Below are 15,478 nucleotides of genomic sequence, written 5' to 3' on the forward strand. Positions count from 1 at the left end.
TCGAGGTAGCGCTAACCTCATCGCGAACCACCTGCGGCCCGGCCAGTTTTGACACCGGTGTCATGTGTGCGGTCAAAAAATGAAGCGGCCGAATAATCGGCTCTGAACCAACAGGGAGCGTAATCCAATGACTACCAAAGCTATGCACGGGCGTAGTGCGTCCGCGATTTTGCGCAAGAGCGTCTCCGTTTCGGCGCTGACTTCGGTCCTGGCCTTGACAGCCATGGGGGCTCAGGCCCAGGAGGCCGCGCCAGCAACCCCCGCATCCGACGATATTCAGACCGTCGTCGTGACCGGCTATCGCGCCTCGCTGCAAAGCGCGCTGACCACCAAGCGCAAGGCTGACGTGATGATGGACGCCATCAATGCCGAGGATATCGCCGACTTCCCGGACGCCAATCTGGCGGAATCGCTGCAGCGCATTCCGGGCATTTCGATCGACCGCGATAACGGGGAAGGGCGCACCATCACCGTGCGCGGCCTGGGCGCCGATTTCACCCGCGTGCGCATCAACGGTCTCGAAGCCTTGTCGACCGCCGGGGCCAATGACGCCGGTTCCAACCCGAACCGTTCGCGCGCCTTCGATTTCAACACCTTCGCTTCGGAACTGTTCAACAGCCTGCGCGTACGCAAGACCTCGTCCGCTGAAACCGACGAAGGCTCGCTGGGCGCCACCGTCGATCTGATCACGGGGCGTCCTTTCGACTATAAGAAGGACCAGTACGCCTTCTCGATCCAAGACGCCTATTACGACAATGGCGGCTTCCATAATCCACGCGTGACGGGCCTTGTTTCCCGACGCTGGGCCGACGGCAAGCTGGGTTTCCTCGCCTCGGTGGCCTATTCCGAGCGCGATTCGGAAAACGATCAGTATCGCCGCGGTCCGGGTCAATCGGATTATCTGTACCGCAACGCCACCTGGGCGACCAATGAATATCCGCTACGGGCGGGCTTCGCGGCACCGGCCGGTACGACCTTCAACGACACCATCCTGGCCGCCGCCGGTCCGTGCCCCGGCACGACGACCCCCAGCCGCCCGATCGGCTATGTCTGCACGGGCGCGCCGGCGATCACCAATACCGCCTACTATAATGCGGTGACGGGGTCTGATCCGGCCGCCTACGCCCTGCTGCACAATCCGCTCAATGCGTCGCAGGTCCGGTTCCCAGCTCTAGGCTCGATCGAACAGCAGGATCTGCATCAGGAGCGTCTGGGCCTGACCGCCTCGTTCCAGATGCAGCCGAATCCCGGCACGCGCATTTCGATCGACGGCCTCTATTCGAAGTTCCGCAACGAAAGCACCATCTATCAGGTGTCTTCGGTCGGTCTGAACCGTGATAACACCAATGCGCAATACGCAACGGCGGTTAATAACGACGCCGCGGCCTCGACCGGGGCGATTTCAGGCGCCAATCCGGGCACCAAGCTGACGGTTGCCCAGAAGCGCGGGCTTTATCCCGGCACCTGTACGGCGCGCGCGGCAACCGATATTCAGGCGGCCATCGACTGTGGTCAAAGCTTCTACGGCGGCGGCCTGGTTTCGGGCATGGGCTTCTCCTACAACCCGAAAAACCTCGACCCTTACGACTATTACACCAATCCGAACTCCGTGGGCTACGTCGCCTCGGCCGACGGTCTGGGTTTCCGCGACAAGCTGATCGGCCGTCAGGGCGTCGACGTTCTGGCCGCCAATGTGTCGAACGGCGTAGCGGACTATCTGGTCCTGCGTAATGTCGACTGGCGCTCGGCGGCGGACCGCAACTTCTACACCACCGAATTCAAGCAGTTGTCGTTCAACCTGACGCAGGAATTCAGCGACCGCTTGCGGGGTGATTTCACCTTGGGCGCCTCGGAGTCCTATAACGAGAACCAGGGCCTGCTGGTCGAATTCAACCGCATGGACTCGCCTGAAAGTTTTGTCTTCGACGAGCGCGGCGGTGGCGAAATGCCGGTGTTCAATATCGGCTTCGACGCGGCCAATCCGGCCAACTGGAATATGGTCAAGGGCTTCTCGGCCATTCGTCACTACCAGCGTTTCGTCACCAACGAATATAAGGGCGCGAAGGCCGATTTCACCTACGATCTGAACGACAATCTGACCCTCAAATTCGGCGGCACGTCGCGTCAGTACGGCTTTGAAACCAACCTGCTGGAGCGGGAAAGCGACCTGCTCAATCCGACCGAGAAGGAAGCCGGCGTCAGCGTCGCCTCGCTGGGCAAGGTGATCCAGTTCGGTCAGGGCCTCGACGTACCGGGCGGCACCGCCACCTCCTTCTTCGCGCCGAGCATCGAAGCCTTCAACTCGGTCTTCGACTTCACCTGCAACTGCATCAATCAGTACGGGGACTGGCGCATCCACGGCAAGCGTAATGGTGGCCGCGAAAACTTCAAGGTTCAGGAAAAGAGCGAAGGCGCTTATCTTCAGTTGAACTTCGACTACGACGTGCTGGGCGGCAATATCTTCGGCAATATCGGCGTGCGTCAGGTCAAGACCGACCTGACCTCTTACGGCACTACCTCGGCGGGCCGTCCGATCACCGGCCGCAACGAATATACCGACACCCTGCCGTCGTTCAACGTCGCCTGGGAGGTCATCCCGAACGTCTATGTCCGCGCCGGGGCCGCCGAGGTAATGGCGCGTCCGCAACTGGGCAATCTGTCGCCGTCGATCACGGCCATCTCGATCCCGTCCACGACGGGTGCGACGACCGGCGCGACCCTGACCATCGGTAACCCGAAGCTTGCGCCGTTCCGCGGCAAAACCTACGACCTGTCGGCGGAATGGTACTTCGCCAAGGGCGGCCTGCTGTCGTTGGCGGTATTCAAGAAGGATATCGAATCCTACCCGCAGACCGTGCTGTTCTCGGCGCCGCTGTCGACCTTCCTGTCGGCGGACGATCTGGCCACGCTCAAGCTGCAGTTCAACACCGGTTCGGTCGCCGATAATGCGCGTCTCGCCTATATCGACAGCAACGGTGAAGCCACCGCGCGCCAGTTCCGCGACGCCCCCGGCGGTACGCTGGAAGGCTACGAGTTCAGCTATCAGCAGGACTTCACCTTCCTGCCGTGGTTGTTCCGCAATACGGGGGTTCAGTTCAACCTGACCCACATCGAGTCCGAACTGACCTACATCCTCGATCCGGGCAGTGCGACGGTCGCGCCTTCCTACGGCGCCGGGCCGTGGCTGGGGGCATCGCCGGACGCCATCAACCTGACGCTTTACTACGAAACCGAAAAGTTTAGCGCCCGTGTGTCGATGGCCAAGCGCGAAGGGTACTACACGACCTATCCGCTGGCCGCCGGGTCGTGCGCGCCGGGCCTGAACAGCGACGGTACGCCGTGTAACTCGCCGCTGATCAACGATTTCGCTGGCTCGCTGCCGACCGAAAATGTCGACTTCTCGATGAGCTACAAGCCGACCAGGAACCTGACCGTAACGCTGGAAGGTCTGAATATGACCAACGAAACGACCAACCGCTACGCCTACGGCGGCACCAGCCAGACCGTCGTCAGCCAGTACGGTTCTACCGGGCGTCAGTTCACTCTGGGCGTGCGTTACAAGTATTAATCCCATCCGGCGCGAAGGGTCTCCGTTCGCCTTCGCGCCGTACCCCGCATCTCAGACGTCCTGTCCTTGCCAAAGGGCGGGACGTTTTTTTGCGCACGGAGGCAGCGGAAAAAAAATAGCCGCACGAAAAAACGCGCGACTATCAAGTCAAACAGGGAGGAAAATACCCATAAGGGCAACGGCGCAAAGCGCCGACCCTTTGCCGATACAAGCTTGTCACGCCTTATTCAAGTATGAAAACAATATTTTAAAATTAAAAACGCAGGTTTTTGCAACGTCGATCATTAAGGCCGGTTTAAATCTTTGCCGTCAATCTGGGGTGGAGCGGCGACGCCATCGCCCGACAGAAGGTCGGCGATCACACGATAGGGGACTCACGGAAGTGAACTCCATCAACACCAATGTCGGGGCCATGACGGCTCTGCGGAATCTGAATGCGATCTCGGCCGAATTGATCGCGACGCAGAACCATATCTCGACCGGGTTGAAAATCGCCAGCGCCCGCGATGACGGCTCGACCTGGGCCATTGCCCAGATGCAGCGTTCCAAACTCCGTTCGCTCGATGTCGTCAAGGAGTCGCTGTCGCGCAATGCCTCGGTCGTCGATGTGGCGCTGACGGCCGGCGAGAACATTTCCGACATGCTCTCGGAACTGCGCGAAAAGGCGCTGGAGGCGTCAGACACCTCGCTCAATACCGCCAGCCGCAATGCGCTGAAGTCGGATTTCGAGGCCATCCGCAACCAGATCACCCGCGCACTGAAGAATGCCGGTTTTAACGGCATCAATTTGCTCGACGGCTCGCGCGGCTCGATCGCCGCGCTGGCCAATGCCGAGGGCACCGACCATCTGACGGTCAAGGCGCAGAATCTGTCACTGGGGGGAGGGATCATCACCCTGAGCGCCGCGGCGACCTTTTCGAGCGCCGCTTCGGCGCAAAGTCTGATCGGGACGCTTGAGGCTTCGATCAATAATGTTTCGGGCGCGCTGACGCGACTGGGGACATCGGCGCAATCGTTGGACCGGCACACTGTCTTCATCGGCAAGCTTCAGGACACGATGGAGGCCAGCATCGGGCGGATGGTCGATGCCGATATGGCCAAGGAAAGCACCAAGCTTCAGGCACTTCAGATTAAGCAGCAACTGGCGATCCAGACCCTCGCCATCGCCAACCGCTCTCATGATTATCTGTTGCAACTGTTCGGACGGTGATCCCGCAATTGGCTCTCGATCTCTGAACTGCTAAACCACCTTCCGGCGACTGATGCGGACCTGTTGCGTTGCGGTTGGCTCTCGATCTCTGAACTGCTAAACCCTTGAAGCTCTACGACGATTACCCGCCTGCGTTGCGGTTGGCTCTCGATCTCTGAACTGCTAAACCGTTCCCATACTCTTCATAAGACCGCGTTGAGTTGCGGTTGGCTCTCGATCTCTGAACTGCTAAACCGGCGCCGCTGGCCGGGCAGTGGGTGGCCGAGTTGCGGTTGGCTCTCGATCTCTGAACTGCTAAACCACGAAGGACGCGTCACATTGCCTGAAGGGTGTTGCGGTTGGCTCTCGATCTCTGAACTGCTAAACCCAGGTGGGCCGAGGGCATGGAGCGCGTTCAGTTGCGGTTGGCTCTCGATCTCTGAACTGCTAATAACATTCAGCGGTTCGCGCACGCGCACATGACGCAGCCCCTTGAACAGGCGGTTGCCGTTTTTGTCCTTTTTGTCGATGCCCTCTTTGGCGATCCTGGCCAGCGCCGCCTCGAACGGTTTGCCCGTCAGATCACGCGTCGCTTCCCACAGGGCGTCGCGCAGAGTCGCGTCAGGGATACGCGCAGGATCGGCGATATCCGCGGGTTTGAGACTCATCAGCGGCACGCGGTGGACGACGATAGGCGTCTTGCCGTCGGCGCTCATCTCGCTTGTCAGCCCATAGGCCGTGTCGTTATGCAGTCGGCCTGCCGTGACATCCCGGTGCTTCGATGGCTTGCCCTTGCGGCCGTGGTCGGGTTTGTGGCTGACCGTGACGGCCATCAGCTTGTCGCGCAATTCGTCGCGGAAGCCCTCCCACGGCGGCTCCAGTCCTTCGAACATCTTGTCGAGGTCGAGGTTTTCCGCGCGCCCGGCAGCGGTCGCGATCTTTTGCAGCATGGAGCGCGTCGTCACGGCCATCACCGCACCATCGATAGCGTGGTGGCGATGGTCGAGCCGGTTTTTCGGCGCGTTGGAGTGCATGTTGTCGACGTAGTTATGGTCGGGCAGCAGACTGTTCAGTCCCCAGACCCGGCGCAGCAGGGCGGTCATGCGCCCCGTAGCAACGTAAACGCAGGTGCCTTCATCGGGTGCATACAAGCTGGACAGGTATTTCCGCGCAATCCGCGACAGGTATTGCGTATCGGTCAGTTGCCTCGCGATGAAGCCGCCGTCCTTGTCAAGGCGTTCGCGGGCGTCCGGCCCGAAACGCCACTGCTTGGACTTGTGCAGGCGGGTGATCTGGTTGGAAATAATGTCCCAGCGCTTTTCGTCGTGGCCCCATTTCTCATAAGGCGTCTTGTTGCCCTTGGCGAAATTGCAATGACGGTGCGCCACGACCTTGTTGGCGGCGCTGTCGTCGAGGGACTGCGAATAGGGGATGATATGGTCGATGTTGGCTTCGTCTGAAAACAACATTTTAATGCCGATTTGTTGGGCGCAGTAGGGGCAGCGGCGGTCCAGTGCATTGGAGGGATTGAGTTCCTCCCATTGCTTCAGCAGGGCGCGATTGCTGCCGTTATCGCGGAATCCTTCTTCCTCCAGCAACTTGCCGCGTGCGATAGCGGCCTGGGTGTCCTTGCGGATGCGTTGCTCGTGCTTTTTCTTGTCGTCGTCGCTGAGGTTCAGTTCGCGGGCCAGTTCGACGACGATCTCGTCCGGACGCCCACATCGACAATGCGTTTATTGTCTTCGATCAGACACCAGCCGATGCTGTTCGTACCGATATCAAGACCTAATCTCCGCATTTTCCGCCCCTTATGCAATTTTTGCGATTATATATCGGTTACATATTGCGCCCAAAGTTGCAACTATTGACAAGCCGCCCAAATCGATGTAATTAAGGCATACAGAGATCGCGAGCCAGCTGTTAACAAGCAGCTTGATTGCACCAAATAAGGGCGAGGCTACGGCCTCGCCTTTTTGTTTGCCCGATCGCGCTGAGTACCTCTGGTGATGATCGTCCCATCGGCGATGCAGGGGCCTTCCATCTGCGCGGTCGAAATTAAATTGTCTGGCCATTCAAATTCATTTTTTGTATACAATATACAAGAATGATTTGCCCGAGGCACAGACCATGATCCGCCCCTTTGCCGTTGACCGTTCCGACGCTCATATCTGCCGGAAACACTGCGCCTGTGTCGCCCGTCGCGGCTTCCTGTCGGGTGTCGCCGCCGGATCGGTGATCGGTGGATTGGGGCTGACCACGCAGGCGGTCGCCGACACAACCGTCGTCAATCTGGCCAAGGTCGCCGTGCCTTCGACCTCCTTCATGTCGGGCGACGGCAAGCTGACGGCGCTCAATGACGGGGTTGCGCCGAAAAACTCCGCCGACAATGCCGCCACCGCCTACGGCAACTGGCCCAGGACTGGCACGGAATGGGTTCAGTACGACTGGAGCCAGCCGGTCAGCACCAACAAGATCGATGTCTATTGGTGGATCGACGGGCAGGGCGTGGGCGCGCCGAAATCGTGCCGCCTATTGTACTGGGACGGCGCGGCCTTCGTGCCGGTAAAGAACGCCAAGGGTCTGGGCGTGGCCAAGGATCGCTTCAACACCACCACCTTTGATGAGGTCAGGACCGACAAGCTGCGTCTTGAGATCGTCTCGGACGGCAAGCTGTCGACCGGCGTGCTCGAATGGCAGGTCCATAGCGTCGGGCCCATCCCGGCCTTTGCCCCGGCAGTGGCGGCGGGCGTCGATCGCACCGTCATTCTGGGCGGCAAGACCTATCTGATGGGCAAGGCCGAGTTCCTCAAAACAGGCCCGGAAACAGGCCATATCTGGCGCAAGATCTCCGGTCCGGGGCAGGTCAATTTCGCCAATGCGCTGGAGACCGACACGACCGCGACCTTTTCCGCCCCCGGCGACTACGAGCTGGAGCTGGCCGCTCATTCCGACACCCGCGTCTCGACCTCGCGCATCCGCGTGCGGGCGCAGGCCGGTCCGCCGAAAGAGCGCCTCGACGTCGTCTATACCCGCCGCTACAGCCTCGACAGCCCGCTGTGGAACGCGCGGGCCAAGGCGCTGATCGTCAACTGGATTCCCCACTGCATCGACTATTGCGAGCGCACCGATCTGCCGACGGGGCAGGGCGGTATCGACAACTTCATCGAGGCGGCCAAGGCCAATCGCGGCGAGCCGCACGCCCCGCACAAGGGCCTCGTCTTCTCGAACGCCTGGGTGCTTCAGACGGTCGAGGCCATGTGCATCGCGCTGATGGTAGATCCCAAGGGCGATAAGGAAATGATCGCGGCGCAGGCGAAGATGAAAGCGACGCTTGAACGCTGGATTCCGCCCATCATTGCGGCGCAGGAGTCGGACGGTTACCTGCAAACCGCCAAGACCTTGGCCGCGCCGGGCGCATGGGACAAGCGCTGGGACCCCGCCCACCGCGCCGACCACGAAGGCTATATCGCCGGCTATTTCATCGAGTCGGCCATCAACCACTACACCCTGACCGACGGTCAGGACCTGCGTCTCTATAACGGCGCGAAAAAGCTGGCCGATTGCTGGGTCGCCCATGTCGGTCCGGGCAAGATCGAATGGTTCGACGGCCATCAGGAGATGGAGCAGGCGCTGGTGCGCTTCGGGCGCTTCGTCAATGACATGGAAGGTGGCGGGCGCGGCGATGCCTATATCGCTCTGGCGCGCTTTCTGCTCGAATCGCGCAAGGGCGGACACGAATACGACCAAAGCCACCTGCCGCCCGAAAAACAATACGAGGCCGTGGGCCACGCCGTGCGCGCCGTCTATTCCTATTCGGCCATGGCCGACATCGCGGCAGAAACCGGCGACATCGAATACCAGAGCGCGGTCATGTCGCTGTGGGACAATATCGTCAACCGCAAATACTACGTCACCGGCGGCATCGGGTCGGGCGAAACCGCCGAAGGTTTCGGGGCCGATTACAGCCTGCGCAACAATGCCTACTGCGAATCCTGCTCGTCGGCGGGCCTGATCTTCTTCCAGTACAAGCTGAACCTCGCCTATCGCGACGCCAAATACGCCGATCTGTACGAACAGACCATGTATAATGCGCTGCTGGGGGCCACGGACCTTAATGGCACCAGCTTCGCCTACACCAATCCGCTGATCAATTCCGAACGCACGCAATGGCACGTCTGCCCGTGCTGCGTCGGCAATATCCCGCGCACCCTGCTGATGGTGCCGACCTGGACCTATGTGAAGGACAAGGCCGGCATCTACGTCAACCTGTTCGTCGGCTCGACCATCATGGTCGACAAGATCGCGGGCACCGATGTCGAGATGGTGCAGAAGACCAACTATCCGTGGGAAGGGGCGGTGTCGATCACCGTCAACCCCAAACAGACCCGCACCTTCAGCGTTCATGTGCGCATCCCGAACCGCAAGACCAGCGCCCTCTATACGCTGACGCCAGAGGTGAGCGGATTCACCGGCTTCAGGGTCAATGGCAAGGCCGTAACGCCGAAGATCGAAAACGGCTACGCCGTCGTCACCCGCGAATGGGAAGCGGGCGACCGCATCGAACTGGAACTGCCGCTGGCCCCGCAGCGCGTCCATGCCGATGAGCGCATTGAGGCCGATCGCGGACGCGTGGCGCTGGCCTATGGTCCGCTGGTCTACAATGTCGAGCGCGCCGATCAGGCCTCTCTGGACAAGCCGCTGAGCGCCAAACCGGTCAAGGCGCAGTGGCGCGGCGACCTGCTGGGCGGCGTCATGGCGTTGACGGGGACTTGGCAGGACGGCTCGGCCATGCTGGCGGTACCCAACTATGCGCGCATGAACCGCGTGGGCGAAACGGCTACTATTTCGGCCGGCGATCCGGCGGTGGAATACGCACCGGGCGCCATTGTCGACTATGCCCCCGGTGCGACGACACCGGCCCCGGATCACGCGGCTCCGAAACCGCGCAGCACACCGCGAGGCGTCGAATCCATCGTCTGGATGAAAGCGCAGACCTGAGCGAAGGCGCTTGCGTCTGCCTCATTGCCCTCTATGATCGGCCTCCATTTCGGAAGATCAGGCTGAAAGAGAAGGGGAATGAGTTGATCAACGTGGAATCTCTGGCCAACCTGCCGGCCTATCTGATGTTTCTGGGGACGGGTCTCGTTGTCTGGCTGTTCGGCATAACCGCTTACCTGTGGGTGACGCCGATTCGCGAGCTGGAGGAAATCCGCAAGGGCAATATCGCGGTGGCCATCAACTTTCTGGCCGTCAGTCTGGCGCTCGCCCTGCCGATTCAGTCGGTCGGGCAATCGACCTTCAATGCCGGCGACATGATCCTGTGGGGCGGTATCGGCATCCTCTCGCAGATTTTGCTGCACCTGATCGTCCGTCTGTTCTGGAAAAAGCTCTATGCGCGCCTGACCGATCCCGCCAATGAGAAGGGCTGCATCGCCGCGGCTCTGGCCCTGTCCGCCCTCAGTCTGGTCGTGGGCATGTTGAACGCCTCGGCCCTGTCCTATTGATGCGGATCGAACCATGACCACGCACAATTCCACCAAGGCCTATCGCGCCGGTTATCTGGCCAGCCTGAATCGCCGCAAGGCGCGCTGGGTCGGCGTGCTGGCCGGGACCGTGTCGGCACTGGCCATGTTGTCGGCCTGCGACGCGCCGCAACCCGCCGCACCCCCTCCGCCGCCGGCGACCGAACAGATGAGCGTTTACAAGACGCTGGACGAGTGTAAGGCGGCGCAGGACGACGACAAGCTGTGCGAGACGGCCTTCGCCGAGGCCTGGCAATGGCAGGAACAGCAGCCGGGCTATACGGCGAAACAGCAGTGCGAGGCCGAGTACGGCGTCGGCAATTGCGAAAGCCGCGCCAATCCGTCAGGCGGTAGCTGGTTCGTGCCGCTCATGGCCGGTTTCATGATTTCCAGTGCCATGAACCGCATGTCGCAGAACCAGTATGTGCGCGAACGCGAAAGGGGCGGGCATTCCGGGGCCTATCCGGTCTATGTCAGCCGCCGCGGCGATGTCTCAAGCTACGGCGCGGGCGGGTTGCGCCCAATGGGCTATCGGGTCTCGCCCACGACGGACACATTGCCGGCGAATATGGAAGTACAGCGCGACCCCTCCGGTCGCGGCTATGCGGCGCGCGGCACCTATGGTTCGTCGGACAACCGCTATCAGGCGTCTTCGCGGGGCGGCTTCGGCAAGTCGTCGGTCTCGCGCGGCAGTTGCTGCGGCTAGAGCGCATGGAACGCTGTCTGGTCCCATCGCGCCCGAACTGGCAGGCGCGCGTCGAAGCAGAGGGCATGCTGTGGCACACGGCAGGCGATGTACCCTACTGGAGCGAGGGCGTGGTCTACCGCTTCACCGAGGCGGAGATCGAGGCGATCCACGACGCGACCGAGGCCTGTCATCAGATGGCTCTGGCCGCCGTCGGGGCGATTATCGCCGGTGGGGAACTGCCGAGCTATGGCTACGATGCCGAGGCCATCCGGTTAATCGAGCATAGCTGGCTGACAAATGAGCGCGACATCTACGGCCGCATAGATTTCGCCTATGACGGCTCAGGCGCGCCGAAGATGCTGGAATATAATGCCGACACCCCGACCAGCCTGCTCGAAGGCGCGGTCGTCCAGTGGACGTGGCTGACGGACACCGCAGGGCCGGGGGCCACGAACCAGTATAACGACATGCACCGGGCGCTGGTCGAGCGCATGCGGGCGTTAAAGGCGGAGCGCGACGCGGGCCTGCTGGGCGTCCGACAGCGTCAGGCCGTCCTGCACGTCAGTTGCGTCTTCCCCCATGACGAGGATACCGGCACGGTCGCCTATATCGAGAGCGTGGCCCGCGAGGCCGGCCTTGAGGTCAGCTTCGTTCCCATTGATCAGATCGGTTTCAGCGAAGCCGAGGGTGGTACCTTTGTCGATCAGGACGATGTGCCGATCCGTCTGTTGTTCAAGCTCTATCCGTGGGATTGGCTGCTGGCCGACGATTACGGTCCAAGGCTTGTCGATGCCGTATTGAAGAACAATATCCGCCTGTTCGAGCCGGCGTGGAAGATGCTGCTGGCCAACAAGCTGTTGATGGTCAAGATGCGGGAGCTGTATCCCGACAGCCCGTACCTTCTCGATACCCGGCGCGGCGAAGAGGCCTTTCGGGCGGCCGGACAGGCCTTCGTGCGCAAGCCGGCCCTGGGGCGCGAGGGGCAGAACGTCTCCGTCTTTCGCGTCGGAGACGCGTCCGCCGCCGAGCAGACGGAAGGCAATTATGGCGACAACGTCTTTGTCTATCAGGCCTTCGCCAGCCTGTTCCACGATGACGATTCAGGCACCTATGCTTTGATCGGAAGCTGGGTCATCGGCGGAGAAGCGCAGGGCATGGGCATCCGCGAGAGCGACCACGCCATTACGGATGATCGCTCGCGCTTCGTGCCGCATCAGTTCGCTTGAACGTAATACCCCATAGTATCCGGGACAGGCTATATATTATTTCTCATAATCTTTATTATGCGAATTATAGTGGCGCGTAAAACGGCCCGACCGTTGCGCCGCCGGGCCGTTTCGCATCACACGCGTTCGTCAGTTGCCTCCCCCGTTTAGCATTGCGGTCTTGGGCTCACGGCCGTGAACGATCCGATACAAGGCCGGCAAGATCAGCAAGGTCAGGATGGTTGACGACACGATGCCGCCGATGACGACCGTGGCCAATGGACGCTGAACCTCGGAACCCGCGCCGACATTGAAAGCCATCGGCACGAAGCCCAGCGAAGCCACCAGCGCCGTCATCAACACCGGGCGCAGACGGGTCAGCGCCCCTTCGATAATGGCCTGATCGAGAAGCCTGCCCTCACCTCTCAAAGCTTTAATTAAGCTTAACATCACCACGCCGTTGAGCACGGCTACGCCCGAAAGCGCGATAAAGCCCACCCCTGCCGAGATGGACAGCGGTATGTCCCGCAACGCCAGAGCCGCGATGCCGCCCGTAAGCGCCAACGGCACGCCCGAAAAGACGATCAGCGCGTCCCTTACCGAACCGAACAGCATGAACAGCAGACCGACGATCAGGACCAGTGCGATCGGCACGACGATCTGAAGCCGTTGGGCCGCCGAGGTCATCTGCTCGAAGGTGCCGCCATAGCTGATCCAGTAGCCTTCGGGCAGCTTGACCCGCGCCTCGACCCGGCCGCGCAGGGCCGTGACGAAGGTGCCGAGATCGGCGCCGCGCACATTGGCCGTGACCACGACGCGGCGCTTGCCCTGCTCGCGGCTGATCTGGTTGGGGCCGTCGATCATCTCGATATGGGCTACATCCTGAAGCGGGATGAAGCCCAGCCCGCCGTCGGCATCCGTGCCCACCGGGATACGCAGGCGGCCGATTTCGGCGAGATTGGCGCGCCGGCTTTCCGGCAGACGCACGATAACGTCGAAACGGCGGTCGCCCTCGAATATCTGACCGGCCATCGTGCCGCCCAGAGCCGTGGACACCACCTCCTGCACGTCGCTTATGCTCAGGCCGGGACGGGCCATGGCGGCACGATCCGGCGTGATCTGCAGCATGGGCAGGCCGGAAACCGGCTCGACCTTGACGTCCTGAGCCCCCGGTATGCCCGACATGACGCGCTCGATATCGTTGCCGGTCTTCAGCAACCGATCGAGGTCGTCGCCGAATATCTTGACCGCCACGTCCGAGCGCACGCCGGAGATCAGCTCATTGAAGCGCATCTGTATCGGCTGTGTGAACTCGTAATTATTGCCGGGCACCTCTTCCACCGCCGCCTGCATCCGCGCAACAAGGCCGTTCTTGCTCTCCCTGGGGTTCGGCCAGTCCTTGCGATCCTTGAGGATAACGAAGGTATCGGCCACGGAGGGCGGCATGGGGTCGGTGGCGACCTCCGCCGTGCCGATCTTGGCAAAGACCTGCTTCACTTCCGGGAACTGTTTCAGACGCGCCTCGACGGCGGCCTGCATGTGGACCGACTGGGTCAGGCCGGTGCCCGGGATACGCAGGGCGTGCAGCGCTATGTCGCCTTCGTCCAGTTGCGGGATGAACTCCGTACCCAGACGCGTAGCGAGGAATCCCGACAAAATCACCAGTACGACGGCGGCGCCGACCACGGCGTAACGCGCCCTGATCGCCAGCCGCAAGGCCGGCTCGTAGATGCGGCGCGCCCCGCGCATGACGAAGCTTTCCTTCTCCTGCACCTTGCTAGTGACGAACATGGCCACCGCCGCCGGCACGAAGGTCAGGGACAGTAGCAGAGCCGCCCCCAGCGCCATGACGACGGTCGCCGCCATCGGGTGGAACATCTTGCCCTCGACACCCGACAGAGCGAAGATCGGGACGTAAACGAGGGTGATGATCAGCACGCCGAACAGCGACGGCTTTATGACTTCTGCGGAGGCTTTGGACGCCAGATCGAAGCGTTCCTCGCGCGTCAGAAGCCGTCCGAAATGGTGTTGCGCCTCGGCAAAGCGTCGCAGGCAGTTTTCCATGATGATGACGGCGCCGTCGACGATCAGACCGAAGTCGAGCGCCCCCAGCGACATCAGATTCCCCGATACCTTATTCTCAACCATGCCGGTAATGGTCATCAGCATGGCCACCGGAATGACCAGCGCCGTGATGATCGCCGCGCGGATATTGCCGAGCAGAAGGAACAGGATGACGATGACCAGCAGAGCCCCTTCGGCGAGGTTCTTTTCGATCGTTTGAATGGTGCGCTCGACCAGCGTCGTGCGGTCATAGATCGGCACCGCCGCAACGCCTTCCGGCAGGGATTTACTGGCCTCCGCCAGTTTTTCGGCGGCAGCTTTGGCCACGGTGCGCGAATTTTCACCGATCAGCATGAAGACCGTACCGAGCACGACCTCCTTGCCGTTCTGCGTCGCCGCGCCGGTGCGCAATTCCTCACCCAGCCCCACATCGGCGACATCGGCGATGCGGATGGGCACGCCCATGCGGGTCTGAACAACGATCTGAGACAGGTCGGCTATGCTGTTGGCCTGCCCCGGCACGCGGACCAGGAATTGTTCGCCGCTCTTTTCGACATAGCCCGCGCCCCGATTGGCATTGTTCTTTTCCAGCGCCTGAATGACGTCGGTCAGGGTCAGGCCGAAGGCCGACAGCCGCTCCGGATAGGGCGTGACGTGGTACTGACGCTCGAAGCCGCCGATGGTGTTGACCTCGGTGACGCCTGGCGTGTTGCGCAGTTGCGGACGGATGACCCAATCCTGAAGCGTGCGCAGGTCTTCCGGCGTATAGGCCGAACCGTCAGGCTTATGCGCGCCCGGCCCAGCCTCGACCGTGTACATGAAGATTTCGCCCAGCCCGGTCGAGATCGGCCCCAGTTGCGGCTCCGATCCTTCGGGTAACTGGCTCCTGACCGACTGCACGCGCTCGTTGACGAGTTGCCGCGCGAAATAGATGTCGGTGCCTTCCTTGAAGACGACCGTCACCTGCGACAGGCCATAGCGCGAGATCGAACGCGTATAGTCGAGACCGGGCAAGCCGGCGATGGCCGTTTCCACGGGGAAGGTGATGCGCTGTTCGGCCTCCAGCGGCGAGTAGCCGGGCGCTTCGGTGTTGATCTGGACCTGTACATTGGTGATGTCGGGGACGGCATCGATGGGCAGGCGGGTGAAGTTGTAGACGCCGAGGGCCGAGAGGGCGACGACGACGATCATGACGATCCAGCGGTGCCGGATCGACTGCGTGATGATTTTCTCAAGCATGGG

The 15,478-nt window shown here is 61.5% G+C and carries 7 protein-coding genes, 1 pseudogene and 1 CRISPR repeat array; of the genes and pseudogenes, 6 read left to right on the forward strand and 2 right to left on the reverse strand.

Features of this window, described 5'->3' with window-relative positions:
- Nucleotides 1–127 precede the first annotated feature (127 nt).
- Both LH365_RS13760 and LH365_RS13765 read left to right on the forward strand, forming a co-directional pair.
- Nucleotides 128–3,568: a TonB-dependent receptor domain-containing protein gene (locus LH365_RS13760; protein WP_226745932.1), complete on the forward strand. Its 3,441-nt coding sequence runs from the start codon at nt 128–130 to the stop codon at nt 3,566–3,568.
- A 382-nt stretch (nt 3,569–3,950) separates the two neighbouring features.
- The gene (locus tag LH365_RS13765) at nt 3,951–4,778 is read left to right on the forward strand and encodes a flagellin (protein WP_226745933.1); all 828 of its coding nucleotides are present in this window, start codon (nt 3,951–3,953) and stop codon (nt 4,776–4,778) included.
- Between the two features lies 1 nt (nt 4,779).
- A CRISPR array of direct repeats spans nt 4,780–5,211; the repeat unit is 36 nt; unit sequence GTTGCGGTTGGCTCTCGATCTCTGAACTGCTAAACC.
- A 100-nt stretch (nt 5,212–5,311) separates the two neighbouring features.
- Here LH365_RS13765 and cas9 read toward each other — a convergent pair.
- Nucleotides 5,312–6,460 (reverse strand): annotated as a pseudogene (cas9, locus tag LH365_RS18755) (type II CRISPR RNA-guided endonuclease Cas9); the annotation flags it as partial.
- Nucleotides 6,461–6,884: 424 nt separating this feature from the next.
- On the opposite strand from cas9, the gene LH365_RS13775 reads away from it, so the two are divergent.
- The 4 genes from LH365_RS13775 (at nt 6,885) to LH365_RS13790 (ending at nt 12,193) form a co-directional block, all read left to right on the forward strand.
- Nucleotides 6,885–9,755, forward strand: coding sequence for a glycoside hydrolase family 127 protein (locus LH365_RS13775; RefSeq protein WP_226745934.1), 2,871 nt, complete (start codon nt 6,885–6,887; stop codon nt 9,753–9,755).
- Between the two features lie 92 nt (nt 9,756–9,847).
- Nucleotides 9,848–10,261 (forward strand): DUF350 domain-containing protein, encoded by a 414-nt coding sequence (locus LH365_RS13780; RefSeq protein ID WP_226746282.1) that lies wholly within the window; start codon nt 9,848–9,850, stop codon nt 10,259–10,261.
- Nucleotides 10,262–10,274: 13 nt separating this feature from the next.
- Complete coding sequence (locus LH365_RS13785; RefSeq protein WP_226745935.1) at nt 10,275–10,985, forward strand: DUF1190 domain-containing protein; 711 nt, start codon at nt 10,275–10,277, stop codon at nt 10,983–10,985.
- Nucleotides 10,986–10,990: 5 nt separating this feature from the next.
- Nucleotides 10,991–12,193, forward strand: a complete 1,203-nt coding sequence (locus LH365_RS13790; protein ID WP_226745936.1) for a glutathionylspermidine synthase family protein — start codon at nt 10,991–10,993, stop codon at nt 12,191–12,193.
- 129 nt (nt 12,194–12,322) lie between these two features.
- On the opposite strand, the gene LH365_RS13795 is transcribed toward LH365_RS13790, so the two are convergent.
- The gene (locus LH365_RS13795; protein WP_226745937.1) at nt 12,323–15,475 is read right to left on the reverse strand and encodes an efflux RND transporter permease subunit; all 3,153 of its coding nucleotides are present in this window, start codon (nt 15,473–15,475) and stop codon (nt 12,323–12,325) included.
- Between the last annotated feature and the right edge of the window lie 3 nt (nt 15,476–15,478).

The organism is Asticcacaulis sp. AND118, assembly GCF_020535245.1.
Taxonomy (GTDB): Bacteria; Pseudomonadota; Alphaproteobacteria; order Caulobacterales; family Caulobacteraceae; genus Asticcacaulis.